Origin of the sequence: Pleomorphomonas carboxyditropha (assembly GCF_002770725.1) — a bacterium.
Classification (GTDB): Bacteria; Pseudomonadota; Alphaproteobacteria; order Rhizobiales; family Pleomorphomonadaceae; genus Pleomorphomonas; species Pleomorphomonas carboxyditropha.
Genome location: NZ_NQVN01000001.1, coordinates 644,603 through 670,608 on the forward strand (window position 1 = coordinate 644,603; position 26,006 = coordinate 670,608).

The 26,006-nt window shown below is 68.6% G+C and carries 27 protein-coding genes and 1 riboswitch; of the genes, 18 read left to right on the plus strand and 9 right to left on the minus strand.

The window, feature by feature from the left end; translation table 11 throughout:
• Positions 1–3: 3 nt before the first annotated feature.
• Positions 4–165, minus strand: coding sequence for a hypothetical protein (locus tag CJ014_RS27745; RefSeq protein ID WP_165790726.1), 162 nt, complete (start codon positions 163–165; stop codon positions 4–6).
• Between the two features lie 193 nt (positions 166–358).
• Here CJ014_RS27745 and CJ014_RS03020 point away from each other — a divergent pair, with 193 nt between their 5' ends.
• Both CJ014_RS03020 and CJ014_RS03025 read left to right on the plus strand, forming a co-directional pair.
• A complete protein-coding gene (locus CJ014_RS03020; protein WP_100079014.1) occupies positions 359–1,219 on the plus strand; it encodes a S49 family peptidase in 861 nt (286 codons plus the stop codon).
• Between the two features lie 76 nt (positions 1,220–1,295).
• Positions 1,296–1,475 (plus strand): hypothetical protein, encoded by a 180-nt coding sequence (locus CJ014_RS03025; RefSeq protein WP_100079015.1) that lies wholly within the window; start codon positions 1,296–1,298, stop codon positions 1,473–1,475.
• Between the two features lie 87 nt (positions 1,476–1,562).
• Here the strand turns inward: CJ014_RS03025 and CJ014_RS03030 are convergent, their stop codons facing one another.
• The gene (locus CJ014_RS03030) at positions 1,563–1,868 is read right to left on the minus strand and encodes a hypothetical protein (RefSeq protein ID WP_100079016.1); all 306 of its coding nucleotides are present in this window, start codon (positions 1,866–1,868) and stop codon (positions 1,563–1,565) included.
• Positions 1,869–2,049: 181 nt separating this feature from the next.
• Between CJ014_RS03030 and CJ014_RS03035 the strand changes: the two genes are divergently transcribed.
• Genes CJ014_RS03035 through CJ014_RS03045 form a run of 3 tightly spaced genes read left to right on the plus strand, consistent with a single transcriptional unit; the run spans position 2,050 to position 4,457 of the window.
• Positions 2,050–2,985, plus strand: coding sequence for a glycine--tRNA ligase subunit alpha (locus CJ014_RS03035; RefSeq protein ID WP_100079017.1), 936 nt, complete (start codon positions 2,050–2,052; stop codon positions 2,983–2,985).
• A 19-nt stretch (positions 2,986–3,004) separates the two neighbouring features.
• Positions 3,005–3,682, plus strand: coding sequence for an HAD-IA family hydrolase (locus CJ014_RS03040; RefSeq protein WP_100079018.1), 678 nt, complete (start codon positions 3,005–3,007; stop codon positions 3,680–3,682).
• Positions 3,683–3,686: 4 nt separating this feature from the next.
• Positions 3,687–4,457, plus strand: coding sequence for an ATP12 family chaperone protein (locus CJ014_RS03045; protein ID WP_100079019.1), 771 nt, complete (start codon positions 3,687–3,689; stop codon positions 4,455–4,457).
• Positions 4,458–4,460: 3 nt separating this feature from the next.
• On the opposite strand, the gene CJ014_RS03050 is transcribed toward CJ014_RS03045, so the two are convergent.
• Entirely contained in the window at positions 4,461–5,009 is a 549-nt protein-coding gene (locus CJ014_RS03050; RefSeq protein WP_245427025.1) for a GNAT family N-acetyltransferase, read from the minus strand.
• 186 nt (positions 5,010–5,195) lie between these two features.
• Here CJ014_RS03050 and secG point away from each other — a divergent pair, with 186 nt between their 5' ends.
• Both secG and CJ014_RS03060 read left to right on the plus strand, forming a co-directional pair.
• Positions 5,196–5,705, plus strand: a complete 510-nt coding sequence (secG, locus tag CJ014_RS03055; protein WP_100079021.1) for a preprotein translocase subunit SecG — start codon at positions 5,196–5,198, stop codon at positions 5,703–5,705.
• 197 nt (positions 5,706–5,902) lie between these two features.
• On the plus strand, positions 5,903–7,531 hold the full coding sequence (locus tag CJ014_RS03060; RefSeq protein ID WP_100079022.1) for a CTP synthase: 1,629 nt from the start codon (positions 5,903–5,905) through the stop codon (positions 7,529–7,531).
• Positions 7,532–7,596: 65 nt separating this feature from the next.
• On the opposite strand, the gene CJ014_RS03065 is transcribed toward CJ014_RS03060, so the two are convergent.
• The 3 genes from CJ014_RS03065 to CJ014_RS03075 are packed head-to-tail and all read right to left on the minus strand — an operon-like array spanning position 7,597 to position 10,732.
• Entirely contained in the window at positions 7,597–8,583 is a 987-nt protein-coding gene (locus tag CJ014_RS03065) for a TRAP transporter substrate-binding protein (protein WP_245427028.1), read from the minus strand.
• A gap of 23 nt (positions 8,584–8,606) precedes the next feature.
• Positions 8,607–10,403, minus strand: a complete 1,797-nt coding sequence (locus CJ014_RS03070) for a TRAP transporter large permease (protein ID WP_100079024.1) — start codon at positions 10,401–10,403, stop codon at positions 8,607–8,609.
• Entirely contained in the window at positions 10,400–10,732 is a 333-nt protein-coding gene (locus tag CJ014_RS03075) for an NIPSNAP family protein (protein ID WP_100079331.1), read from the minus strand. The genes CJ014_RS03070 and CJ014_RS03075 overlap by 4 nt, the downstream gene beginning before the upstream one ends.
• A gap of 48 nt (positions 10,733–10,780) precedes the next feature.
• Positions 10,781–10,883: riboswitch (TPP riboswitch) on the minus strand.
• 156 nt (positions 10,884–11,039) lie between these two features.
• Between CJ014_RS03075 and CJ014_RS03080 the strand changes: the two genes are divergently transcribed.
• Genes CJ014_RS03080 through CJ014_RS27750 form a run of 3 tightly spaced genes read left to right on the plus strand, consistent with a single transcriptional unit; the run spans position 11,040 to position 13,440 of the window.
• Entirely contained in the window at positions 11,040–12,206 is a 1,167-nt protein-coding gene (locus CJ014_RS03080) for an aminotransferase (protein WP_100079025.1), read from the plus strand.
• A gap of 5 nt (positions 12,207–12,211) precedes the next feature.
• A complete protein-coding gene (locus tag CJ014_RS03085; RefSeq protein ID WP_100079332.1) occupies positions 12,212–13,234 on the plus strand; it encodes an asparaginase in 1,023 nt (340 codons plus the stop codon).
• A 32-nt stretch (positions 13,235–13,266) separates the two neighbouring features.
• Positions 13,267–13,440, plus strand: coding sequence for a hypothetical protein (locus CJ014_RS27750; protein WP_165790727.1), 174 nt, complete (start codon positions 13,267–13,269; stop codon positions 13,438–13,440).
• A 6-nt stretch (positions 13,441–13,446) separates the two neighbouring features.
• Here CJ014_RS27750 and CJ014_RS03090 read toward each other — a convergent pair whose 3' ends face one another.
• Positions 13,447–14,742: an MFS transporter gene (locus CJ014_RS03090; RefSeq protein WP_100079026.1), complete on the minus strand. Its 1,296-nt coding sequence runs from the start codon at positions 14,740–14,742 to the stop codon at positions 13,447–13,449.
• Positions 14,743–14,782: 40 nt separating this feature from the next.
• A complete protein-coding gene (locus tag CJ014_RS03095) occupies positions 14,783–15,181 on the minus strand; it encodes a MarR family winged helix-turn-helix transcriptional regulator (RefSeq protein ID WP_100079027.1) in 399 nt (132 codons plus the stop codon).
• Positions 15,182–15,372: 191 nt separating this feature from the next.
• On the opposite strand from CJ014_RS03095, the gene CJ014_RS03100 reads away from it, so the two are divergent.
• The 7 genes from CJ014_RS03100 (at position 15,373) to CJ014_RS03130 (ending at position 23,648) form a co-directional block, all read left to right on the plus strand.
• Entirely contained in the window at positions 15,373–16,557 is a 1,185-nt protein-coding gene (locus CJ014_RS03100) for a trans-sulfuration enzyme family protein (RefSeq protein WP_100079028.1), read from the plus strand.
• 237 nt (positions 16,558–16,794) lie between these two features.
• The gene (locus tag CJ014_RS03105; RefSeq protein ID WP_100079029.1) at positions 16,795–17,811 is read left to right on the plus strand and encodes a substrate-binding domain-containing protein; all 1,017 of its coding nucleotides are present in this window, start codon (positions 16,795–16,797) and stop codon (positions 17,809–17,811) included.
• A 121-nt stretch (positions 17,812–17,932) separates the two neighbouring features.
• Positions 17,933–19,435 (plus strand): sugar ABC transporter ATP-binding protein, encoded by a 1,503-nt coding sequence (locus CJ014_RS03110; RefSeq protein ID WP_100079030.1) that lies wholly within the window; start codon positions 17,933–17,935, stop codon positions 19,433–19,435.
• Positions 19,432–20,376 carry an ABC transporter permease gene (locus tag CJ014_RS03115; protein ID WP_100079031.1) on the plus strand — a complete coding sequence of 315 codons (945 nt, stop codon included), beginning with the start codon at positions 19,432–19,434 and terminating at the stop codon, positions 20,374–20,376. The genes CJ014_RS03110 and CJ014_RS03115 overlap by 4 nt, the downstream gene beginning before the upstream one ends.
• Before the next feature lie 13 nt (positions 20,377–20,389).
• Positions 20,390–21,346, plus strand: coding sequence for an ABC transporter permease (locus CJ014_RS03120; RefSeq protein ID WP_100079032.1), 957 nt, complete (start codon positions 20,390–20,392; stop codon positions 21,344–21,346).
• A 5-nt stretch (positions 21,347–21,351) separates the two neighbouring features.
• Positions 21,352–22,383, plus strand: coding sequence for a LacI family DNA-binding transcriptional regulator (locus tag CJ014_RS03125; protein ID WP_100079333.1), 1,032 nt, complete (start codon positions 21,352–21,354; stop codon positions 22,381–22,383).
• Between the two features lie 20 nt (positions 22,384–22,403).
• A complete protein-coding gene (locus CJ014_RS03130; RefSeq protein WP_100079033.1) occupies positions 22,404–23,648 on the plus strand; it encodes a Gfo/Idh/MocA family protein in 1,245 nt (414 codons plus the stop codon).
• On the opposite strand, the gene CJ014_RS03135 is transcribed toward CJ014_RS03130, so the two are convergent.
• Positions 23,591–24,232 carry a GNAT family N-acetyltransferase gene (locus tag CJ014_RS03135; RefSeq protein WP_100079034.1) on the minus strand — a complete coding sequence of 214 codons (642 nt, stop codon included), beginning with the start codon at positions 24,230–24,232 and terminating at the stop codon, positions 23,591–23,593. The genes CJ014_RS03130 and CJ014_RS03135 overlap by 58 nt on opposite strands.
• A 266-nt stretch (positions 24,233–24,498) precedes the next feature.
• On the opposite strand from CJ014_RS03135, the gene CJ014_RS03140 reads away from it, so the two are divergent.
• The gene (locus tag CJ014_RS03140) at positions 24,499–25,968 is read left to right on the plus strand and encodes an efflux transporter outer membrane subunit (RefSeq protein WP_100079334.1); all 1,470 of its coding nucleotides are present in this window, start codon (positions 24,499–24,501) and stop codon (positions 25,966–25,968) included.
• Positions 25,969–26,006: the final 38 nt, after the last annotated feature.

Here is a 26,006-nt window from a genome sequence, read left to right on the forward strand (position 1 = left end):
CCGTCAGAGGCCGAAGCCCTTCAGGAAACCGCGCTTCGGGGCGCGCGCCCGGTTGCCGGTAGTCTCTTCGTAGTGGGCGATCGCTTCGGCGATCTCGCGTTCGGCGGTGCTCTGGCTGTGGCGCTTCTTGCTGGCACCCAGCATGGCGAACATCATGGCGTCCATCGTTGTTCTCCGTTCTTTCTCTGTCTCTTTTCTTGCACTCTCAATATAAGTGTCACTCCCAATGGGAACAAATCGTATCTTCTGAAAGGCGCCTTCAGATTTCCTGCAACGGGCGGACGGCCGTCGGTGCCGTTTGAATCTTGCCGGGCTTGTTCCTACATGCGAGGGCGACGAACCCTTCCCGCAAAGGAACATGCCCTTGGTCGAAATCAGGTCCTGGCTGCCGCGACGGTTTCGCGGCGACGTGCCCGTCGTGCCGCTCGTCCGCCTTTCCGGGGCCATCGGCATGCCCGCCATGCTGGGGCGCGGATCGCTGTCGCTCTCCTCGATCGACGGCACTCTCAAGAAGGCCTTTTCGCTGAGCGGGGCGAAGGCGGTGGCGCTCGCCATCAACTCGCCCGGCGGCTCGCCCGTCCAGTCCCACCTGATCTTTCGCCGTATCCGCCAGCTTGCCGAGGAGAAGAAGCTGCCGGTGATCGCCTATGTCGAGGACATCGCGGCGTCGGGCGGCTACATGCTGGCCTGCGCGGCCGACGAGATCGTCGCCGACCGGTCGTCCATCCTGGGATCGATCGGCGTGGTCTCGGCGAGCTTCGGCCTCGACAAGGCCATTGCCCGCCTCGGCATCGACCGTCGCGTCTATACCGCCGGCACGCGCAAGGTGACGCTCGATCCCTTCCAGCCGGAAAACGGCGAGGACGTCGAGCATATCAAGACGCTGCAGCGCGACATCCACGCCTTCTTCATCGAGCTGGTGAAGGACAGGCGCGGTGCCCGGCTGATCGAAGGCGAGGAGCTGTTCTCGGGCCTTTATTGGGCGGGCGAGCGGTCGGTGGCGCTCGGCCTTGCCGACCGGATCGGCACCGCCCATGACGACCTTGCGGCCCGCTTCGGCGACAAGGTGGACATTCGCCTGTTCGAACCCGGCCGGAGCGGGTTCCTGCGCCGCCGCCTGTTCGGTGGCGTGGCGGGCGACGCCGCCGCCCTCGTCGATTTCGACGATGTTCTCGCGGCGGTCGAACGGCGCAGCCTGTTTTCGCGCTACGGCTTGTGAACCCTTCACAGGAATTTGCGCTTGCCAGAAAACCGAGACGGTGGTCTCATGGTTTTGCAGCAAAGGAGATTGGCCCATGTCCCATCTGTTTGGATATGCTCTCGTCGGTGCCGGCGTCTATGTCGTCGTCCAGGTGCTGAAGCGCGAGATGACGCGCGTGGCCGAGCTCCTCCGCGAAGCCAACGCCGAACCGGTACGCATCGAGATCCGCATGGAGCGCGATCCGGTGACCGGCGTCTACCGCGACCGCCACTGAGCGTCGCCGGTCCGTTTGGGCGGGACTTCCCGTCCGTCATCGAGCCGAAGGCCGAAGCGCATTGCTTCGGCCTTTTTCATGGATGCCTCACGACGGCGGCAGGTTGCGGAGGGCGCGGCAGTCGCGGGCGCGGATCTGCCGGGTGCCCTTCACCGGCCCCCTGTCCGAGCAGACCACCTTCCACGTCACCTGTCCGACGGCATTCCTTTCGTGCACCGTGCGGCAATAGCAAAGCTTGTCCGTCGACGCCGGGCCGGCATTCCTTTCCTGCTGCCGGCGATCCGGCTGGATGGGCTCGATGAACTGATGGCGTTTTTCGGCGGCAAGCGCCGGCGCGGCTACGATCAGCGTGGCGGCGAGCGTGAGCGTGAGGTGGAAAAGCCTGGAGGTCATGGTCCTGTCCTGTGCCGCGTCGGGGCCGAATGCGGCTTCTCTTCTTGAACGCCGCCCGTCGGTTTTTCGGGCGGCGGTGGGCGCGGCTTTTTGCGGTTGACGGGGCGAGGGGGCGCACCTAATTTCGCGCCCGATCCCGCCCGGCGCCTGCCGGGGTTCCAGCCGTTTCAGGTAGCTCCCGATGACCCAGTCCGCCGACGTCAACGATCCCCGCCGTTCCTTCCAGGGGCTGATCCTGACCCTGCAGCGCTTCTGGGCGGAGAAGGGCTGCGTCATCCTCCAGCCCTACGACATGGAAGTGGGCGCCGGCACCTTCCATCCGGCAACCACGCTGCGCTCGCTGGGGCCGAAGCCCTGGAAGGCGGCCTACGTGCAGCCGTCGCGCCGGCCCAAGGATGGCCGCTACGGCGAGAACCCCAACCGCTTCCAGCACTACTACCAGTTCCAGGTAATCCTGAAGCCGTCGCCCGAGAACTTGCAGGACCTCTATCTCGAAAGCCTTCAGGCGATCGGCATCGACCTCAAGCTGCACGACGTGCGCTTCGTCGAGGACGACTGGGAGAGCCCGACGCTCGGCGCCTGGGGGCTCGGCTGGGAGTGCTGGTGTGACGGCATGGAGGTGAGCCAGTTCACCTATTTCCAGCAGGTGGCCGGCATCGAATGCTCGCCCGTCTCAGGCGAGCTCACCTACGGCCTCGAACGCCTCGCCATGTATCTGCAGGGCGTCGACAACGGCTACGAGCTCAACTTCAACGGCCGCGACGGCGAGGACAAGGTCACCTATGGCGACGTCTTCCACCAGGCCGAGGAGGAATACTCCCGCCATAATTTCGAATATGCCGATACCGACATGCTGATGCAGCACTTCAAGGACGCCGAGGCCGAGTGCAAGGCCTTGCTCGAAAAGGGCGCGGCGGCCGGTAACGACGGCATCAACAGGTGCGTGCTGCCGGCCTACGACCAGTGCATCAAGGCCAGCCACCGCTTCAACCTCCTGGACGCGCGCGGCGTCATCTCGGTGCAGGAGCGGCAGAGCTACATCCTGCGCGTCCGCGAGCTGGCCAAGGCCTGCGGCGAGGCGTGGCTGAAGACGGCCGGCGGCGGCGCGCTGGCGTGACGGCGGCGGGAAGCGACCGATGACGGCGAAGCTCGTCCTGTTCGATTGCGACGGCACGCTGGTCGACAGCCAGCACATGATCGTCGCCACCATGACGGAAGCCTTCGTCAAGGTCGGCCATGCGCCGCCCGAGCCTGCCGGCGTGCTGTCGATCATCGGCTTGTCGCTGCCGGAGGCGATCGGCCGCCTCGACGCAAACCTCGACGCGGCGACCGTCGGCCTCGTCGCCGAGGCCTACCGCGACACCTACCAGGCGATGAAATTCCGCCTTGCCGAGACGGCGCCGCTTTATCCCGGCGCGCTCGACGCGCTGAAGGCGCTGGCGGCGCGGGACGACGTGCTGCTCGGCGTCGTCACCGGCAAGTCGCGGCGCGGCCTCGACGCCATTCTCGAAACGCACGGGCTCACCGGCCTGTTCGCCGTGCTGCGTACCGCCGACGATGGGCCGTCGAAGCCGCATCCCTTCATGGTGGTCGACGCGGTGGCGGCGCTCGGCGGCGACGCGTCCGATACGGTGGTGGTCGGCGACACCGGCTACGACATGCTGATGGCCCGGGCGGCCGGCGCCTTCGCGCTCGGCGTCACCTGGGGCTACAATGGCCGTGACGAGCTCGCGCAGGCCGGCGCGCAGGCGTTGGCGGACAGCTTTGCCGAGGTGCCGGCGCTGGCGATGGGGCTCCTCGACGGGAAGGAGTGAACCGATGGCCGATCTCTTCGAGGAACTCGCCGCCTCCTTCGATCCGGTGCTGGCGACCGAGCGGGCGCGCGCCAACGTGCAGCGCGTGCTGCCGAAGCGCTTCTACAAGGTGGTGTCGGTCGAGCCGGTCGACGGCCTGCATCGCGTGCTGCTCGACGGCAAGCCGGTGCGGACGCCGGGGCGCAACCAGCTCGCCGTCGCCTCGCTGCGGGCGGCCTGCGCCCTCGAGGCCGAGTGGGCCGGGCAGGGCGAATTCGTCGATCCCATGACCATGCCGCTGACCCGGCTGGTCAATTCGGCGATCGACGGCGTGTCCAGCGAGATCGAGGCGGTCAAGGATGCGGTCGCCGCCTATGCCGGCTCGGACCTCACCTGCTATCGCGCCGGCGAGCCGCCGCGCCTCGACGAGCGCCAGCGCGTCACCTGGGAACCGGTGCTCGACTGGGTGCGGGAGCGGTTCGGCACGCGTCCGGTGGCCACCATCGGCGTGATGGCGGTGGCCCAGCCGCCGCAGCTCCTGGCGGCGATCCGCGCCGCCCTGCCGGACGACGCCATCCGCCTTGCCGCCATCGAGCAGGTCACCTCGCTGACCGGCTCGGTGTTCCTGGCGCTGGCGCTCATGGAAAAGCGCCTGTTGCCCGACGACGTCTGGCTCGCCGCCCATGTCGACGAGGATTGGAACGCCGAGCTCTGGGGCGTCGACAGCGAGGCGCGGCTGCGCCGCGATTTCCGGCGGGCCGACTTCGACGCGGCGGCGTTGCTTCTGCTCGACTGAAGCTCAGCGCCGGAAATCCTCCCGCTTCAGCCGGTAGAGCACATGCGGCCTCAACGGATGATCCTCCGGCAGGAGCGGGTGCAGGAAATCGTCGGCCGGGTCGCGCGCCATGCCGAGGCTTGCCATCACCGCCCGCGAGGGCAGGTTGGCGACCGCCGTGAAGGCGACGATCTCGGCAAGCTCGAGCACGTCGAAGCCGTGGGCGACGGCGGCGCGTGCCGCCTCGCCGGCATAGCCCTGCCGCCAGAACGCCCTGGCGAGCCGCCAGCCGACCTCGACGGCCGGCGCGAAGGGGTAGGCGGGGTTCAGCACCTTCTGGATGCCGACCATGCCGATGAAGGCATCGTCCTCGCGCCGGCGCACCGCCGAGAAGCCGTAGCCGTGTTCGTCCCACATGCCGCGGAGCCGGCCGACCAGGGCGTCGCTTTCCTCGGCCGTCATCGTCTTGGGGAAGTAGCGCATCACCTCCGGATCGGCGTTGAGCGCGGCGAACGGGGCAAGATCGCGCTCCGTCCAGGGAGCGAGCACAAGGCGTGGTGTGGCAAGGATCACGTTCGGCTCCTTTTCTCCGGCGGACAGGCTTGTGATAGAGCGTCGGCTTCCCAAAATAAACGCCATAGAAAGGTGGAAAGGCCGCCGCCCTTCGTGTACAACGCCGCGGACTCGGACCGCACAGGCGGTCGGTGTGCCCTTTGGCGCGTTCCCGGCCGGGATGCCCTTTGACAGTTTTGGGGTTACATGCAAACCGTTCTTCTCGTCATCCACCTGATGGTGGTCGCAGCCCTGGTGGGCGTCGTGCTTCTGCAGCGTTCCGAAGGCGGCGCGCTCGGTATCGGCGGCGGCGGTGGCTTCATGACCAGCCGCGGCACCGCCAACGTGCTGACCCGCACCACCGCCATCCTGGCGGCGCTGTTCTTCCTCACCTCCATCGGATTGTCGCTCCTGCCGCGCCTCACCGGCTCGCATGATTCCATCCTCGACAGGGTGCAGACGACGCCGACGGCGCCCGCCGCCGACCAGCCGATCGGCTCCGGCAAGGGCGGTGTCCTCGACCAGCTCAACCAGATGAGCAAGCCGGCGGCCCAGCCGGGCAATACGCCGGTCGCTCCCGCCGTGGAAGTGCCGGCGGCGCCGGCGACTCAGGCGCCGGCCACGGAAACGCCGGCCGCGCCGGCAACGGAAGCGCCCGCCACGCCGACGACCGATTCGGCTCCGGCGGCACCGGCCGCTCCGGCACCGACGCCCTAAGGACGAACCCCGTCCGGCAGAAAGCGGATACAGACGGTCGCGGGCTTCCGCGACCGTTTTCTTGAGACAGGACAATAGCTTGAAGCGACGAGTCGGCTGGAGGGCCAACGCCTTCCGGAACGGCCTTTTCGTTTTGTTTTGGATAAACCAGTCGGACCACTCCCCAACGGGTTCGCGAAAAGATAGGTTGAAGGCCCATGGCGCGGTACATCTTCATTACTGGCGGCGTGGTTTCGTCCTTGGGCAAGGGGCTGGCGGCAGCGGCTCTGGCGTCTCTCCTGCAGGCGCGCGGCTACAAGGTTCGTCTCCGTAAGCTCGACCCCTATCTGAACGTCGATCCGGGGACGATGTCTCCGTATCAGCATGGCGAAGTCTTCGTGACCGACGACGGCGCGGAGACCGACCTCGACCTCGGCCACTACGAGCGCTTCACCGGGCGCCCGGCCAACAAGCAGGACAACATCACCACCGGCCGCATCTACCAGGAGATCATCGCCCGAGAACGGCACGGCGACTATCTCGGCGGCACGGTGCAGGTGATTCCGCACGTCACCGACGCGATCAAGAATTTCATTCTCGACGGCAACGAGGACTACGACTTCGTGCTGTGCGAGATCGGCGGCACGGTGGGCGACATCGAGGCGATGCCCTTCCTGGAGGCGATCCGCCAGCTCGGCAACGAGCTGCCGCGCCGGCATTGCGTCTACATCCACCTGACGCTGATGCCCTATATCCCGTCGGCGGGCGAACTCAAGACCAAGCCGACGCAGCATTCGGTGAAGGAGCTGCGCTCCATCGGCATCCAGCCGGACATCCTGCTCGTCCGCTGCGACCGGCCGATCCCCGAGGGCGAGCGCAAGAAGCTGTCGCTGTTCTGCAACGTCCGCCAGTCGGCGGTGATTCCCGGCCTCGACGTCGGCACCATCTACGAGGTGCCGCTCGCCTATCACAAGGAAGGCTTCGACGACGAGGTGCTGGCCGCCTTCGGCATCGAGGCGGCGCCGGCCCCCAAGCTCGACCGCTGGCAGGGCATCGTCAACCGCATCAAGAACCCCGAGGGCGAGGTCAACATCGCCGTGGTCGGCAAGTACACGGTGCTGAAGGACGCCTACAAGTCGCTGATCGAGGCGCTGGTGCACGGCGGCATCGCCAACAACGTCCGCGTCAGGATCGAGTGGATCGAGAGCGAGGTGTTCGAGAAGGAAGACCCCACGCCCTATCTCGACCACGTGCACGGCATCCTGGTGCCGGGCGGCTTCGGCGAGCGCGGTTCGGAAGGCAAGATCCTCGCCGCCCGTTTCGCCCGCCAGCACAAGGTGCCCTATTTCGGCATCTGCTTCGGCATGCAGATGGCGGTGATCGAGGCGGCGCGGACGCTGGCCGGCGTGAGCGAGGCGTCGTCGTCGGAGTTCGGCCCAACCAAGGAACCGGTGGTCGGCCTGATGACCGAGTGGCTGAAGGGCAACGCGCTCGAGAAGCGCCGGGCCGGCGGCGACATGGGCGGCACGCTGCGCCTCGGCTCCTACGAGGCGCATCTCGCCAAGGGATCGAAGATCGCCGAGATCTACGGCTCGGAGATCATCCACGAGCGTCATCGCCACCGCTACGAGGTGAACATCGACTACCGCGACCGGCTGGAGTCCTGCGGCCTGTCGTTCGCCGGCATGTCGCCGGACGGCGTACTGCCGGAGACGGTGGAGATCCCCGACCATCCCTGGTTCATCGGCGTCCAGTATCACCCCGAGCTGAAGAGCCGGCCGTTCGAGCCGCATCCGCTGTTCGCCAGCTTCATCGAGGCGGCCGTGGAGCAGAGCCGGCTGGTGTGAAGGCGGAATTGCTTTGAAAAGGGGAAGCCGGCGGCCGCAAGGCGCGCCGGCTTTTTCATGCGGTTTCAGAGCGCGGTGAGAGCCCTGATCTTGTCCATGCCGCCGACCGTCGGCGCCAGCGCCGTCCAGACGCCCTCGGCGCCCTTCGTCCAGGCGTCGCGGTTTTCCGGAGCGATCGTCTGGCCGCCGGCCGCCTTCGCAGCCTCCATGGAGGTCGCTTCGTCGGCCTGCATCAGCGCGTCGAAGTGATTGGCCCCCTCGGCGATCGCCGCGGCGAACACCGTCTTCTCCTCGTCGTCGAGGCCGTTCCAGAATCCGGCCGACAGGTAGACGGCGCCGGTCGCCCAGATATGGGCGGTCTCGATGAGATAGGGCACCACCTCGTAGAGACGGAAGCCGGCGTAGGCGGACTTGGTGAGGTCCATCATGTCGACGACGCCGGTCTTCAGCGCATTGTAGGTCTCGGTGATCGGAATGGGCGTCGGCAGCGCGCCATAGGCCTTCCAGAGCTCGACGTGCAGCGGGCTCTGGATGACGCGGATGCGCTTTCCGGCGACGCCTTGCGGCGTGGTCACCGCCTCTTTGGCGAGCAGGTGGCGGGCGCCGTAATTGATGAAGCCAAGGGTGACGAAGCCCTGGTCGGTCAGCTTCGCCTTGAACTCGTCGCCGATCGGGCCGCTCGTCGCGCGGCGAACGTGGTCGCGATCGCGGAACACGAAGGGCAGGTCGAACAACTGCGTTTCCGGCACCCAGGCCGACAGCGCCGACAGGGTGGAAAGGCTGGCCTGGATGGAATCGAGGCGGATGCCCTCGGCGACCTCCTTCTCGCCGCCGAGCGCCGCGTTGCCGACGATGCGGAAATCGAAGCGGCCGGGGAGCTTTGCTTCCACGAGGTCGCGCACCTTCAGCCAGATTTTCGTCTCCGGCTTGTCGTCGCCGAGCAGCGAGGCGACGGTCAGCGCCCGCGGCGCGGCGCGGGCCGGCCGGATGACGGCGGGAAGGGCGAGGGCGGAAAGGCCGGCGGCGAAGGCGCGGCGGGTCAGGACGGGCACGGGAGTTCCTCCGAAGTTCGGGTTCATGGAAGCGCCCAGAGGGCGGCGGCGAGCGCCATCAGCGAGGTGGCGGCGATGAGGACTAGGGTGAGCGGCAGCACGGCGCGGAACACGGCGCTGGCAGACAGGCCGGTGATGCCGGCGGCGACGAAGACCAGCACGCCGACCGGCGGCGTCAGGCCGCCGATCATCAGGTTGACGGTGAGGATGACGCCGAAGGCCACCGGATCGATGCCGGTGGCGACGACCGACGGCAGCAGGAGCGGCGCAAACAGCAGGATGCCGGGGCCGACGTCGAGCGGGCCGCCGACGGCGAGCAGAATCAGGTTGGCGGCGAGCATCACCGCCAGGGGATTGCCGCCGAATCCGGTCACCCAGCCGGCCAGCGCCTGCGGCAGGCCGTCGATGGCCAGCAGGAACACCAGCGGCGCCGACGAGGCGACGAGGAGGCCGATCGCCGCCGTCTCGCGTCCCGCCTGCAGGAAGGCGGCGAGGGTGGATGGGCGGCCGTCGGGCGCCATCAGCGCGGCGACGAGCGCGTAGACCGATGCGACGGCGGCCGCCTCGGTGGGCGTGGCGATGCCGAGGCGGATGCCCAAGAAGACCACCAGCGCCAGACCGAACACCGGGGCCGCCGCGACGAAGGCGGAGACGCGCTCGCGCCGGCCGGTGGCCGGCCGGCTGGATGTGCCGGCGGAAAAATGCAGCATGGCCGCCATGGCCGCCGCCAGGATGAGACCGGCGACGAGGCCGCCCTCGAACAGCGCGCCGACCGACAGATTGGTCGCCGAGGCCAGCAGCAGGAAGGCGATCGACGGCGGGACGATATTGGGCAGCACCGCCGTCGCGGCGACGATCGCCGCCGCCTTTTCCGGCTTGACGCCGTCGGCGACGAGGGCCGGCGCCAGCACCTTGGCGCCGAAGGCTGCATCGGCGATCGACGAGCCGGAGACGCCGGAGAACATCAGGTTGGTGACGAGCGTCGCCTGGGCCATGCCGCCGCGCCGGTGGCCGACCAGCGCCGAGGCGAGGCGGACGAGGCGGTGGGCAAGGCCGCCGGCATTCATCAGTATGCCGGCCAAAAGGAAGAATGGGATGGCGAGCAGCAGGAACTTGCCCATGCCCGATACCGTCTGCTGCACGATGGCCGCTTCCGGCAGGCGGGCGCCGAACGGCACCGCGACGGCGAGCCCGACGATCAGCGAATGGACGAAGGGCGCCCCGGCGGCAAGCGCAAGGCAGGCGGCGGCGCAGGCGACCAGGCTCGGCAGGTCGACCGGCAGCCACACCGGCAAATGCGGCAGGACGGCGAGGGCGACGCCGCCCAGGAGGACGGCGAGCGTGGAGAGCCGGGACCGGCCGCCGGAGAGGGAGCCGAGGACCAGGTGCACGGCTGCCAGCGCGCCGCCGATCACCACCGGCCAGAAGCGCCAGCTTTCGGGAATGCCGAGCGTCGGGGAGGTGCCACCGATCAGCGTAGCGACCTTGCCGGCGCCGACCGTCAGCACGAGTGCGGCGGCGAGTGTGACGGCGTCGGATATGATGTCGGCAACGGCGCGTCCCTTCGGGCCGAGGCGGCGGGTCGCCACGTCGATGCGCATGGCGAGCGGTCCGCCGGCGCAGAGCGGCAACCCGAGGAAGACCAGCGCGGTATGCAGGAGGATGCCGAGGTCCTCGGTGGCGACGAAGCCGGTCGAGAAGACGTAGCGCGCCAGCGTGGCGCCGAACACCAGGACGAGCAGCACGGCGAGGATGGCCGCCAGCAGGCCGGCGAGCAGGCGGTCGATCGCGATGGTCAGCCGCGCGGCCATCCGGGTCATGGACGCAGTCCCGTGCCGCCCAGAGGCGAGAACCAGGTCGGCTTCAGGATGCGGCTGCGCATCGCCTGCACCAGCGGTGCCGCCTTGGCGCGGAACGCCTGCCAGGCGGGGTCGGCCTCCATGGCGGCGCGGCGGCGCTGGCGGTCGGCGAGGTCGTCATACTGCCAGATGTGGACGACGTCGTTGACGGCGCCGATGTCCTGGGTGAACCAGCCGACCAATGTGCCGAGATGGCCCACCTGGATCGCCATGCCCTCGTCGACATAGAGATCGAGATAGGTGCCGACATGCGCCGGCTCGATGGAATAGGTGCGTTCGTCGAGAATCATGGTCGTTCGGCCGTCGTTGGGGTTGCGGGCGGCGGAACGCGTCAGGCGGATGTCTGCATGGCTCTATCCCTCCGCCGGCATGACCCGGATCAGGTTCGTCGGGTTGGAGAAGCTCCTCTCAGCCCCGGATGGGGCACCCCGTGAGATGAGCCGAGCTTAGCCGGATGAGTTCGGCCGCGCCAGAGTCAAAGTCCTCGATCCGCGATGGCGAGCCATGCGCCGAACGGGGATGCCGCAACGGCAAATCCCTTGTGGGGGCGACAATGGTCCACTAGGGTCGGCGCGTTTTTCAGCGATCGATATCGAGATGAAACCCACCAATCCCATCTTCACCGGCCTTCCCACCACCATCTTCGAGGTGATGTCGGGCCTTGCCCGCGAGACCGGCGCCATCAACCTCGGCCAGGGCTTCCCCGACGTCGACGGTCCGGAGGAGGTGCGCCGCGCCGCCGCCGAAGCCTTGCTCGCCGGTCCCAACCAGTATCCGCCGATGATGGGCCTGCCGGCCTTGCGGCAGGCGGTCGCGGCGATCAACAAGCGCTTCTACGGCCTCGAGGTCGACTGGCAAACCGAGGTGATGGTGACGTCCGGCGCCACCGAGGCGCTCGGCGACGCCATTCTCGGTCTCGTCCGCCCCGGCGACGAGGTGGTGCTGATCGAGCCGCTCTACGACAGCTACCTGCCGATCGTCCGGCAGGCCGGCGGCATCGCCAAGCCGGTGCGCATCGCGCCGCCCAACTGGGAGCTCGACCCCGACGCGCTGGCTGCCGCCTTCTCCGACCGCACCAAGGCGATCCTGATCAACACGCCGATGAACCCGGCCGGCAAGGTGTTCTCGCGGGCAGAGCTGGAACTGATCGCCGAGCTCTGCCGGAAGCACGACGCGGTGGTGATCGCCGACGAGGTCTACGAGCATCTGGTGTTCGACGGCCGGCGGCACGTCTCGCCGATGCAACTGCCGGGCATGCGCGATCGCGTCGTCCGCATCGGATCGGCCGGCAAGACCTTCTCGCTGACCGGCTGGAAGGTGGGCTACGTCACGGCGGCGCCGGCGCTGATGGAGCCGATCGCCAAGGCGCACCAGTTCGTCACCTTCACCACGCCGCCGGCCTTGCAGACGGCGGTGGCGCACGGCCTTTGCTTCGACGACGACTATTTCGACGGCTTCGTCGCCGGCCTGCAGGCCAAGCGGGACCGCCTGTCGAATGGGCTTTCGGCGCTCGGCTTTTCGGTGCTGCCGTCGGCCGGCACCTATTTCATCGTGACCGATACCGGGCCGGTCCGAATCGACGACGACGCCGAGGCCTGCCTCAGGATGACGCGCGAGGCCGGCGTCGCGGCGGTGCCGGTGTCGGCCTTCTATGTTTCCGATCCGCCGAAGCGCTTCATCCGATTCTGCTTTTCCAAGCGTGACGAGGTGCTCGACGAGGCCGTCGCCCGTCTCGCCGCCTGGATCGACAAACAGGGACGATGATGGCGATGGAAAATCCGGTTCTGGTCGAGGTGACGCGCGGCCCGATCGTCGAAAGCTTCCACCGGGGGTCGGTGGCGATCGTCGACGGCGACGGCCGCCTGGTGTTCGGTGTCGGCGACATCGAACGGCCGAGCTTCCCGCGCTCGGCGGTGAAGCCGTTCCAGGCCTTGCCCTTCGTCGAGAGCGGCGCCGCCGACCGCTTCGGCTTCGGCGACGCCGAGCTGGCGCTCGCCATGGCCTCGCACAATGCCGAGCCCCGGCATGTCGAGACGGTCCGGGCGATGCTCGCCGCCGCCGGCCTCGACGAAAGCTGCCTGGCCTGCGGCCCCCACTGGCCGGGCCGGCACGCCGATCAGGGCGAGTTGCACCGGCGGGGCGAAAAGCCCGGCCGCATCCACAACAACTGTTCGGGCAAGCATACCGGCTTCCTGTGCACCTGCGTCGTCACCGGCGCCGACCCGCGCGGCTACGAGACGGCGGAGCATCCGGTGATGCGCGAAGTGATCGCCGCCGGCGCCTCGATGACCGGCACGCCGCACGCCACCGACATCTGCGGCACCGACGGTTGCTCGATCCCGACCTTCGCCGTGGCGCCGCGGGCGCTCGCCCATGGCTTTGCCCGCTTCGTGACCGGCGTCGGCCTCACCGCCACCCGCGCCCGCGCCGCCGAGCGGCTGCGGCTTGCCGCCGCCGCCGAGCCGTTCATGGTCGCCGGTACGGGGCGCTTCTGCACGCGGGTGATGACGGCGCTCGGCGACCGCGTGCTGGTCAAGACCGGCGCCGAGGGGGTGTTCATCGGGGCGATCAAGGAGCTCGGCCTCGGCATCGCCCTCAAGATCGACGACGGCGCCGGACGGGCCTCCGAGGCGGCGATGGCTCGAATTCTGATCGATCTCATGAAACTCACCCCCGACGATCCGGGTTATGCCGAGATGCGGGACCTCGCCAATCCCCAGGTGAAAAGCTGGGCGGGCGAAAGGGTCGGCGAGATCCGCGTCACCGAAGCGCTCGACGGCGTCACCGGCTGAGCGGCGGCATCAAGGCAGGACGGAGGCGCAGCATGGGTGAGGTCGTCAAGCTCGACAAGAAGGCGCGCGAGGCGCGACGGAAGGCGCAGGCCGCCCGGGCGGCGAGCGACGCGGCCGGCAACCGGGTGTCGGCCGGCCGAACGGTCGCCGCCATCGCCGGCGGGCTGATCCTCGTCCTGATGATCGGGGTGACTTTCTTTCTTTGATCCTGTTCAGGCGGCCTGCGGCAAAGGGGCGGCCGGCTCGCGCTTGCGCTCAATGGTGAGGCAGAGCGCCGCCGCCGCCAGGCAGAAGCCGCCGGCCACCATCAGCGCCGGCACGTAGCTTTCGAGGTCGGTGCGGCTCCAGCCGGCGCCATAGGCGGCGGTTGCGGCGCCGAGCTGGTGGGCGGCGAACACCCAGCCGAAGACGAGACCGGCCTTCTCGGCGCCGAAGCGCTCGGCGGCGAGCTTGACGGTGGGCGGCACGGTGGCGATCCAGTCGAGGCCGTAGAAGACGGCGAAGCCGGCGAGCAGCAGCGGGTCGAAGCCGGTGAGCGGCAGATAGAGCAGGGAGAGGCCGCGCAGGCCGTAGTACCAGAACAGCAGCCAGCGATTGTCGTAGCGGTCGGAAAGCCAGCCGGACAGCAGCGTGCCGAAGAAGTCGAACACGCCGATGAAGGCCAGCAGGCCGGCGGCGCTGACCGGCGCCACGCCGTAGTCGCCGCAGATCGTCACCCAGTGCGTCTGGATGAGGCCATTGGTGGAGAGGCCGCAGACGAAGAAGGTGGCGGCCAATACCCAGAAGACATAGGAGCGGGCGGCGTCGCGCAGGCCCATGATGGGCGCCGACACCAGCGTCAGCAGGCCGGCCGTATGGGCCGGCGCCGGCTGGTATGTGCCGCCGAACGGCGCGAGACCGATGTCGGCCGGCCGGTCGCGCATCAGGAACAGCACGCCGAGCAGCGCGACGGCCAGCAGGGCGACCACGAGGCCGAGGGCGGCGCGCCAGCCCCATGCCTCGGTGGCGGCGGCGATCACCGGCAGGAAAATGAGCTGTCCGGTGGCATTGGAGGCGGTGAGCAGGCCGACGACGACGCCCCGCCGGCTGACGAACCAGCGGGTCGCCACCGTGGCGGCGAGCACCGTTGCCGTCATGCCGGTGCCGAAGCCGATGACGAGCCCCCAGAACAGCATCAATTGCCAGAGCTCGGTCATGGTGACGGAAAAGCCGAAGCCGGCAATGATCAAGAGGAGGGCGGTGACGACGACCCGGCGGACGCCGAAGCGGTTCATCAGCGCCGCCGAAAACGGTCCCATCAGGCCGAACAGCACCAGGCGGACGGCAAAAGCCGTCGAGATGTCGGAATTCTTCCAGCCGAACTCGACTTCGAGCGGCCGCAGCATGACGCCGGGCGCCCCGAGCGCGCCGGCCGTCGCCAGCATGGTGAGGAAGGTGACGGCGGTTACCACCCAACCGTAGTGGATATCGCGGCGGGCAAAGAAGGCCGGCAGGCCGGAAGTCGTCATCGGCTGGCTTTCGCTGAACGGAGGAAAGAAAGGAAAAAATCTAGAGGGCGCCGGAGAGGTCGGTGATCGCCGTGATCTTGTCCGGACCGAGCGTCGCCTCGATCTCGGTCTGCGCGGCCTGCCAGAGCGGCACGGCGGCGGCGAACCGCTGCCGCCCCGTTTCGGTCAGCCGCAGCATGCAGCGCCGCCCGTCACCGCAACCGGTCTCCTCGACGAGATCGTAGCGTTCAAGCACCTGCACGTTGCGGCCGACCGTTGACCGGTCGAGATCGCAGATCGCGGCGAGCTCGGAGATCGACAGTTTTCCGGCCCGCTCGATCTTCTTCAGCAATTTATATTGGGCGAGCGTCAGCCCGACCTCGGCGAGATGGCGGTCGTAAATGGCGGTGGTCTTGCGCGCCGCCGTTCTCAGGAGATCGCAATAGCAAGGTGAGTCCATGACGCGGGTATATACCCCTATTCTCTCGCCGACAAGGTCTCTTGACGAGGCCGGGCGCCGGCAATGACAAGATGGAATGAAAATGCACCGGATGGCATTCTGCGGAAATCCAATTCCTTAGAATGGCGCGTTGGCGGGGCTAGTGTGCGGACGGGGCGTCTTGCCGCGCCATTATCCGAGAGAAAGCCATCATGAAGATCGAGACCCAGTCCATCCACGCCGGCCTGCCGGCCGCCCGTTCGGGCGAACCCGTCCTGAGCCCGCTGGTGCCGGCCTCGAGCTTCTACGCCCATCCCGACGATATCGGCTTTTCCGCCAACGACCTCGACGACAAGGCGCCGCATTTCTACACGCGCTGGAGCAACCCGACGGCGGCGGCGCTGGAAGCGCGGCTAGCGGCGCTCGACGGCGGCGAGGCGGCGCTGACCTTCGCCAGCGGCATGTCGGCGGTGACCGGCCTGTTTCTCAACCGGCTGAAGGCGGGCGACCATCTCGTCGTTTCCAACGTCTGCTATGCCGGCGTCGCCGAGTTCGCCCACGACAGCCTGCCGGGGCTCGGCATCGGCGTGACGGCGGTCGACACGTCCGACGTCGCGAAGGTGGCGGCGGCGATCCGGCCGGAAACCAAGCTCGTCCACATCGAGACGCCGGCCAACCCGATTCTGCGCCTCGCCGACATTTCGGCCATCGCCGGCGTCGTCCACGCGGCCGGTGCCGAGCTGTCCGTCGATTCGACCATGGCGACGCCGGTGGCGACCAAGCCCTTGCAACTCGGCGCCGATTTCGTCGTCCATTCGCTGACCAAATACGCCTGCGGCCATGGCGATGCGCTGGGCGGGGCGGTGATCGGCGCGGCGGCGGCCATCGCCGATCTCCGGAAAACGTCGCTGATCCACCTCGGCGCGGCGCTCAATCCCTTCGCGGCCTGGCTGATTTTGCGCGGCCTCGAGACGCTGCCGATCCGCATGAAGGCGCATGAGGAGAACGCCCGCGCCGTCTCGGCGTTCCTCGAAAACCATCGACGCGTCAAGCGCGTCTACTGGCCCGGCTTGGCCAGCCATCCGCAGCACGATCTCGCCGTGCGCCAGATGCGCAACTTCTCGGGCATGGTGTCCTTCGTGGCGGACGACGGCCCGGCGCTGGCCCGGCAGTTCGCCGACCGGCTCAGGACGGTCGCCTATGCCGTGTCGCTCGGCAAGACCCGCAGCCTGCTGTTCTACATCCCGGCCGACGACTTGATCGCCTCGTCCTTCCGCCTCGAAGGCGAGGATGCGGCCGCCTATCGCGACTGGACGGGCGAGGGCACTTTCCGCCTGTCGGTCGGCCTCGAGAACGCCGACGACATCATTGCCGACCTCGACGCGGCGCTCGGCTGAGCGGCGCCGGCCGAGAGGATACCTCCTGGGGTTGCCGATTCATGGGCCGGCTATAGGCGAAAGGGCTTATTGACGGGTAATGTAACCGGTTACATCATGCGTTTCGGGCGTTCTTGGCCCATGGGATCGTTCCGCCCGAGGGCTGGTGCCGCGGCGTGGGGATCCCCCGAGGAAACGACACCAAGCGACAGGCCGGCGGGCCGGAGGACCGGTTCGCGGCGCGTCAGGGAGGCGACAATGAAATCAGTTCTGTTGGCGGCCGGCATCGCCGTGGCCGCGGTCAGCGCGGCATCGGCGGCCGACACCTTCACCATCGGCCTGTCGAACGGCTGGGTCGGCAGCGAGTGGCGCACCCAGATGATCGAGGAGGCGCAGGCGGCCGCCAAGGCGTGGGCCGACAAGGGCGTCACGGTCAATGTCGTGGTGCAGTCGTCCAACGTCGACGTGCAGGGCCAGATCGGCAACGTCCGCAACTTCATCAACCAGGGCGTCAACGCCATCATCATCGATCCGAACAGCCCGACGGCCTTCGATCCGATCTTCGCGCAGGCCAAGGCCAAGGGCATCCTGGTGATCAGCACCGATGCCGAGGTGTCGTCCAAGGACGCCATCTACGTCGGCATCGACCAGAAGGACTGGGCGGTGAAGTCGGCCGAGTGGCTGGCCAACACGCTGGGCGGCAAGGGCAATGTCGTCACCATCAACGGCGTCGCCGGCCATCCGGCCAACCAGATGCGCGTCGAAGGCTACACCGAGGTGTTCAAGAAGTTCCCGGACATCAAGGTTCTCAACGAGGCCAACGCCAACTGGGACCAGGCGCAGGGCCAGCAGACGGCGCAGACGCTGCTCGCCACCTATCCCGACATCAACGGCATCTGGGTGCAGGACGGCATGGCCGCCGGCACGTGGCGCGCCATCATGGCCGCCGGCAAGCAGTCGTCGATCGTCGCCACCGGCGAGATCCGCAAGGACTTCATGGACCTGTGGAAGAAGGAAGGCCTGACGTCGGGCGCTTCCGTCAATCCGCCGGGCGTGATGGCCTCCGCGCTCAACGTCGCGGTGCTGAAGCTGCAGGGCAAGGAGTTCAAGGACGACGTGTTCGGCGGCGTCTACGGCAACGCCATCTACATCCCGATCCCGTTCGTCTCCAACGACAACCTCGACGAGAAGCTGAAGGAAGCCGAAGGCAAGCCGGGCTACTGGTCGGTGACCGACGTCGTGTCGATCGACGACGCGGCCAAGTTCTTCAAGTAAGCTCCCGAACGGGCCGGACTGCGGTTCTGCCGGGACCGGCCCATCCCTTTGCCGCTATCCGGCGCGCGCGGTTCACGTGTGCGACGGATGCGCGTTGCCGATCCGAACCCGGATACGCCCGATGCAGCCAGTCCTTCGCGCCAGCGACATATCCAAGAGCTTCGGCGCCGTGCGTGCGCTCGACAAGGCCCGCCTGACGGTGGAGCGCGGCGAGATCCACGCGCTGCTCGGCGCCAATGGCTGCGGCAAGTCGACGCTGTGCAAGATCATCGCCGGCACCGTCGGCCGCGATACGGGCGAAGTGCTGATCGACGGCAAGGCGGCGGCGCTCGGCTCGCCGCGTCTCGCCGAGGCTGAGGGCGTGGCGCTGTTCTACCAGGAGCTGTCGCTGGTGCCGCAGCTTTCGGTCGGCGAAAACATCTTTCTCGGTCGCGAGCCGCGTGAGCGCCTCGGCTTCACCGACCGCGCCGCCATCGCCCGCGAGACCGAGGCGCTGATCGCCCGCGTCGCCGCGGTGGCCGGCAAGGGCTTCACGCCGGATGCCCGGGTCGCCGACCTCACGCCCGACCAGCGCCAGCTCGCCGAAATCCTCAAGGTGCTGGCCCGCCAGCCGAAGATCATCATCTTCGACGAGGCGACGGCGACGCTCGACCGCCGGCAGGTGGAGGTGTTCTTCGACATCCTGCGCGAGCTCAAGGCCGAAGGCGTCTCGTCTATCTTCATCTCGCACCGCATGGACGAGGTGTTCGCCATCGCCGACCGCATCACCGTGATGCGCAACGGCCAGACGGTGGCCGAGTTCGCCGCCACCGAGACCGACCGCTACGCCGTCGTCTATGCCATGGTCGGCGAGACGGGCGCCATCGCCGCCTCGGTGCGCGACCACCGGCCGCTCGAGGGCGACGCCCGCCTGGTGGTCGAGGGCGCTCGGGCGGCCCGCCTCGGGCCGGTGTCGTTCACGGCGCGGTGCGGCGAGATCCTCGGCCTCGGCGGCCTGCAGGGGCAGGGGCAGAAGGCCCTGCTGGCCGGCCTGTTCGGTGCCGAGCCGTTCCAGTCCGGGCACGTGAGCCTCGACGGCGTCGACGTCACCGCCGGCCGGCCGGCCGACGCCATGGCCCACCGCATCGCCTACGTCTCGGGCGATCGCGGCCGCGACAGCGCGCTGCCCGGCCGCTCGATCTTCGAGAACACCGCCATCGCCAGCCTGGTGCGCGAGCGGCGGCACGTCATTCCCGGCGCGCTGTTCCGCGAGCGCTTCGCCGACGTGCTGGCCGGCCTCAACACTCGCTACGCCGGCCTCGACGCGCCGATCGGCTCGCTCAGCGGCGGCAACCAGCAGAAGGTGTTCATCTCGCGTTGGCTGTCGCCGGCGCCGGGCCTTTTGCTGCTCGACGACCCGACCAAGGGCATCGACCTCGGCGCCAAGGGTGACTTCTATCTCCTGGCGCGCAAGCTCGCCGACGAAGGGGCGACCGTGATCATCTATTCCTCCGAGGACAGCGAACTCCTGTCGCTCTGCGACCGCGTGCTGGTGCTGAACGGCGGCGCCATCACCGCCGACCTCACCGGCGACCGGCTGACGCCCTTCGAACTGACGCGCGCTTCCTACGGAGACGCGGCATGACCGGGCTCGGCAAACTCGGCGGCCGCACCTGGGTCGTGACGGCGGCGGCGCTGATCGTCCTGATCGTCGTCAATGCCGTGCTCCAGCACAATTTCCTGGAGCCGTCGGTCGTCCAGTCCAACCTCACCACCTTCCTGCCGCTGGTATTGGTGGCGATCGGCCAGACCTACGTCATCCTGGGCGGCGACATCGACCTGTCGGTCGGCGCCATCGTGGCGCTGGTCAACGTCGTCACCGTGACGGTGATCGCCGCCTTCGGCGGCGACGGCACGGCGGTGGTGCTCGGCCTCATGATCGGCATGGGCGTCGGCGCCGGCTGCGGGTTGCTCAACGGCCTGATCATCGCCGGCCTGCGCTTCCAGCCGATCGTCACCACCTTCGCCACCTCGATCGTCTTCTCCGGCCTCGCCCTCTGGGTGCTGCCGCAGGCCGGCCTGCCGGTGCCGGAGCCCTACTGGCGCACCTACGCCGGCACGATCCTCGGCGTGCCCACCGTCTACGTCATCTATCTCCTCGCCTTCCTGCTCGCCGCCTTCCTCGCCGCCCGGCCGTTCATGACGCGCCTCAAGGCGGTCGGCGGCCTCAGGGCCGCCGCCTTCCAGACCGGCCTCGACCTCGGCAGGCTGCGTGTCTCCGCCTTCGTGCTGTCCGGCCTCTACGGCGCCTTCGCCAGCCTCTGCCTCACCGGCGAGACGGCGAGCGGCGATCCGCTGATGGGCCAGAGCCTCGCCATGTCGGCCATCTCGGCGGTGGTGCTCGGCGGCACGGCGCTGGCCGGCGGCGTCGGCGGCACGCTCGGCTCGGTGCTGGGCGCCCTGGTGGTCGGCATGATCGGCTCGGTCATCTTCTTCGCCGGCCTGCCGTTCGAGTACCAGACGCTGGTGCAGGGCCTGATCATTCTCGCCGCGCTGGCCGGCGGCGTCCTCGTCACGCGGCGCTGAGGAGGAGAACGCCATGAACCGCTTCGTGGATCTTGCGAAGAACCCGCTCCTGATCTCCTCCGTCGCCATCCTGGCGCTGCTCGTCATCGGCGAACTGGTGTCGCCGGGCTTTGCCCGCGGCGACCAGATCGTCCGCCTTTTGACGGTGTCGGCCATCCTCGGCATCGCCGCCGCCGGGCAGAACCTCGTCATCCTCGGCGGCCGCGAGGGCATCGACCTCTCGATCGGCGCCGTCATCTCGCTCGGCGCCGTCATCGCCGGCAACGTGATGAACGGCTCCGACGCGGCGATACCCCTGGCCTTCGCCGCCGCCTGCTGCGCCGGCTTCCTGATCGGCCTCGTCAACGGCCTCGGCGTCACCTACCTGCGCATTCCGCCGCTGGTCATGACGCTCGGCATGATGGGGGTGATCCAGGGCGGCCTCGTGGTGCTGTCGCGCGGCGTGCCGTCGGGCAACGCGGCGCCGGCGCTGATGGCCTTCGTCAACCGCTCGGCCTTTCTCGGCATTCCCGGCATCCTGTTCGTCTGGGCGGCCATCGTCGTGCTGATGGCGCTGATGCTGAAGCGGACGCGCTTCGGCTGGTCGATCTACGCCATCGGCTCCAACGAGAACGCCGCCGTGCTGACCGGCCTGCCGGCCCGCCGCATCCGCGTGCTGCTCTACGGCCTCGCCGGCCTGTTCGGCGGCTTCACCGGCGTCTGCGTCATCGGCTACACCGGCAACTCGTTCATCAGCGTCGGCGACCAGTATGTGCTGCCGTCGGTGATCGCCGTGGTGATCGGCGGCACGTCGCTGTCGGGCGGCGCCGGCTCCTACACCGGCACGGCGCTCGGCGCCATCGCCCTGATCCTGCTGCAGAGCGTGCTGACCACGCTCAACCTGGAGTTCTGGGGACGGCAGGTGATCTTCGGCGTGACGCTGCTGCTGCTGATGCTGCTCTACGGCCGGCAGGCGCGGCTGAGGGTGTGATCGCCATGGCCGGCTCCGTCAACATCCGCGACGTCGCCGCCATGGCCGGCGTGTCGGTCGCCACCGTGTCGCGCACCCTCAAGAACCCCGATCTGGTGCGGCCGGAGACGCGCGAGGCGGTGCTGCGCTGCGTCGCCGCGCTCGGCTTCGTGCCGAACGCCCAGGCGCGCCACTTCCGGCGGCAGGCCACCGACACGGTGATCCTCCTGGTGCGCGACATCTCCAATCCCTTCTATCTCGACGTGTTCAAGGGCGTCGAGGACGTGGCCTCGTCGGCCGGCTACAAGGTGCTGATGGGCGACGCCCGTTCCGATCCGGCCCGCGTCCACCATTATATCGACATGGTGCGCGAGCGGCATGCCGACGGCCTGATCCTGATGACCGGATCGATGCCGGTGGAGCTCGAGGATGCCGGCCTGCCGCCGATGGTGGTGGCGCTCGAATATCTGCCGACCCGCAAGCTGCCGACCGTATTGATCGACAACGAGGGCGCCGCCGCCATGGCGACGCGCCACCTTCTCGGCCTCGGCCACACGGCGATCGCCCACCTCAGCGGTCCGGTGCCGGAAGTGATGAGCGTCGCCCGCGTCGCCGGCTGGCGCCGGGCGCTCACCGAGGCCGGCGCGCCGCCCGACGAGCGGCTCGAGGTGCGCGGCGACTACAGCCTCGCCTCGGGCGAGGCGGCGGTCGATGAGCTCCATGCGCGGGGCGTTCCCTTTACGGCCATCTTCGCGTCCAACGACGAGATGGCGGTCGGCGCCATCAATCGCCTCAGGGCGCGCGGCGCGAAGGTGCCGGACGACGTTTCGATCGTCGGCTTCGACGACACCATCTTCGCCGTCGCCTGCAATCCGCCGCTGACCACCGTCCGCCAGCCGCAGCGCGAGATCGGCGTCGAGGTGATGCGGCTGATGATCGAGCGGCTGGCAGGCCGTCTGGCGCCCGACGCCACGCTCGTCATGCCGACTGAACTGGTGGTTCGCTCGTCGACCGCGCCCGCCAAGCCGGACGGCCGGGTGGCCGCCGGACAACGATAACAGACCTGGGAGGACCAGACATGACGACCGATTTTCCGCGCCGGACCCTTCGCATCGGCTTCGTGGGCAGCGGCTTCATCGCCCATTTCCACCTGAAGTCGCTCGTCGGCGTCCGCAACGTCGAGGTGACCGGCGTCTATTCGCCGACCGAAGGCAAGCGCCGGGCTTTCGCCGATGCCGTGCGCGATCTCGACCTAGGCACCTGCACCGCCCATCCGACGCTGGAGGCGCTGCTGACGGCGCCGGACGTCGACGCCATCTGGGTGCTGTCGCCCAACTACACCCGCCTCGACGTGATGCGGACGCTGCACGATCTCAGGAAGGCCGGCCGCTCGGCCATCTATGCCGTCGCCTGCGAGAAGCCGCTCGCCCGCACGCTCGGCGAGGCGCGCGAGATGCTGCGGCTCGTCGAGGAGGCCGGGCTCATCCACGGCTATCTGGAGAACCAGGTGTTCTCGACGGCGGTCATCCGCGGCAAGGACATCATCTGGCGCCGGGCGGTGCCGGCGGCCGGCCGCCCCTATCTCGCCCGCGCCGCCGAGGAACACGCCGGTCCGCACGAGCCCTGGTTCTGGAAGGGCGACCAGCAGGGCGGCGGCGTGCTGCTCGACATGATGTGCCACTCCGTCGAGGTGGCGCGCTTCCTGCTGACGCACCCCGATGCGCCGCGCTCGTCGCTGAAGCTGAAGTCGGCCACCGGCGCCGTGGCCAATTTGAAGTGGACGCGGCCGAACTATGCCGCCGAGCTCAAGGCGCGCATGGGGCCGACGGTCGACTACAGCCGGCGGGCCAGCGAGGATTTCGCGCGCGGCATGATCACGCTCGAGGACGATCTCGGGCAGGAGGTGGTCATCGAGGCCACCACCTCCTGGGCCTATGTCGGCGCCGGACTGCGCATCCAGCTCGAACTCTTGGGACCGGAATACGCGCTGGAGTTCTCCTCGCTCAACACCGGCCTCAAGGTGTTCATGTCGCGCCGGGTCAGCGGCAGCGAGGGCGAGGACCTCGTCGAAAAGCAGAATGCCGAGCAGGGCCTGATGCCGGTGCTCGAAGACGAGGCCGGCGTCTATGGCTACACCGACGAGAACCGCCACATGGTCGAGCGCTTCCGCAAGGGGCAGGCGCCGGACGAGACGTTCGCCGACGGCGTGGCAGTGATCGAGATGCTGATGGCGCTCTACAAGTCGGCCGAGGAAGGGCGCACGGTCTATTTCGAGCGCGAGGATCTTTCCGACTTCGTGCCGGCGGTCGGCCGGCCCGCCTGAACCGCAACCAGTGTCTCCTCAGCCAGGAACTCCTCGCGCAGGAGGCCGTAGCAGAGAGAGCCGGTGATCGTGCCGTCGGCATGGCGCTTGTCGGCGCGCAGGTGACCTTCCCGGCGCATGCCGAGCCGCCCGGCGATGCGCTGGCTGGCGAGGTTGGTGTCGTCGCACCACAGGCCGACGCGCCGGGCATTGCAGTCGGCGAACAGCGCGGCGACCACGGCCGCCGCCGCCTCGACGGTGTAGCCCTGCCTCAGATGCGCCTCGTCGCAGAAATAACCGACGAGGTAGCCGGGCAGGTCGGGATGGCCGACGCCGACGTAGACCTGCCCGACGAAGGCCCCGTCCTGCCGGCGGAAGGCGCCGAGGAACGCCGCCTTGCCGGCGTCCGCCATCTCGCCGAAGGTCCGGATGGCGGCGCGCGCGTCGGCTTCGCTGGCAATGCTCATCGCCGCGTTGCCGCTCTCGAAGCGGGCGAGATGCGCCCGGTTGCGCAAGGCCATCGCCGCATACCAGGCGGCATCCGCCGCCGCATAGCGGCGCAGGTCGAGGCGTTGCGTGGAAAGGCTTGAGGGAAGGGCGGGCATCGGGCAAACTCTCGCGCGTCCGGCGGCATGTCGCCAAGGACTGGACGGCGGTCGGGGCGGCGTCAACCGTCGTGGTTTTCCCGACAGCTTGTTGATATATGTTTCTGACTGTTTCTGGAAACGATCGTCATCAACAATCCGGTTGGTTGTCGGCGGCGGTTACACTTTTCGACCTCTTTTGACTTGCCGATCGATGCCGAAGCGGTCCAAATCCGAGCAGTTTCAAAAGGGATAACCGGGCAGTGATGGCTTTGCGCGCGGATACGATGGTCAACAGTTCCACCTCCCTCCGCCGCGCTGCCGGGATTTTTATCCCGCTTCTCGGCCTGCTTCTGTCGGGTTGCGCCGTCGGTCCCGACTACTTGGTGCCGCGCCTTGCGCTGCCGGCGAGCTGGAGTTCGTCAGGCGCCGAGACGCCGGTGCGTCCGGCCGAGCTCGCGCGCTGGTGGGAGCGGCTCGGCGACCAGGAGCTCAACGCGCTGGTCGAGGAAGCCGTCGCCGGCAATCTCGACGTCGCCAGCGCCAAGGCCGCGGTGCGCGAGGCGCGCGCCAGCGAGCGGCAGACGCGCGCCTCGCTGCTGCCGTCGGTGGACGGCTCGTCGTCGGCCAGCCGGCAGAAGTCGCAGGGCGAGGTCGGCAACCAGTTCAAGGGCGGCTTCGACGCCTCGTGGGAGCTCGACCTGTTCGGCGGCAACGCCCGTTCGGCCGAGGCGGCGCGCTACGCCACCCAGGCGGCCGACGAGGAGCTCAGGGCGACGCTGCTGACGCTGGTCGGCGACGTCGCCTCCAACTACGTGGCGGCGCGCGGCTATCAGGCGCGCATGGCGCTGGCCCGGCAGACGGCCACCTCGCAGCGCGAGACGGCGGAGCTGACTCGCAAGAAATTCGAGGCCGGCTCGGCGTCGGCGGTCGACGTTTCCAACGCGGAAGGACAAGCCGCGAGCACCGAGGCCAACCTGCCCGACCTCACGACGGCCTATGCCGAGGCGGTGCATCGCCTGGCGGTGCTGACCGGCCGGGCGCCGGCCGAGCTCGACGCCCGCCTCAACAAGCGCGGGCCGATCCCGCGGCCGCGCAAGCCGGTGCCGACCGGCCTGCCGGCCGATCTCCTGGTCAACCGGCCGGACGTGCGCGAGGCCGAGCGCCAATATGCGCAGGCGACGGCCAAGATCGGCGTCGCCGCCGCCAACCGCTATCCGTCCGTCAGCCTGAGCGGCGCGCTGGACACCACCGCCAGCAAGGTGGGCGATCTCGGCAAATCGTCGTCCATCTCCTGGAGCTTCGGGCCGTCGCTGTCGGTGCCGATCTTCAACGGCGGTGAGCTGGCCGCCGCGCAGGAGGTGGCCGAGGCGTCGCGCGACCAGTATTTCGTCGCCTACAAGGCGGCGGTGCTGGGGGCGCTGGAAGATGTCGAGAACGCCATCGTCGCCTATCGACAGGAGCGGGTGAAGAACACCAAGCTCGCCGCTTCCGCCCAGTCCTACCGCCGGGCGGCGGAGCTGGCGCGCTCGCTCTACGAATCGGGCTCGTCGAGCTTCCTCGACGTGCTCGACGCCGAGCGGTCGCTCTATTCGGCCGAGGATTCGCTGCTCACCAGCACGGTCGCCATCGCCGACAACTACATCACGCTCAACAAGGCGCTGGGCGGCGGCTGGGATGGCATCGTCGACGCCTCGAAGCCGGAAGTCGTCGATACGAACACCGGCCCGCGCCTGCGGACGGCGTCCACCAACTGACCTCCCCACTGGCCTCGAGCCGCGAGCCGGCGCTTCCC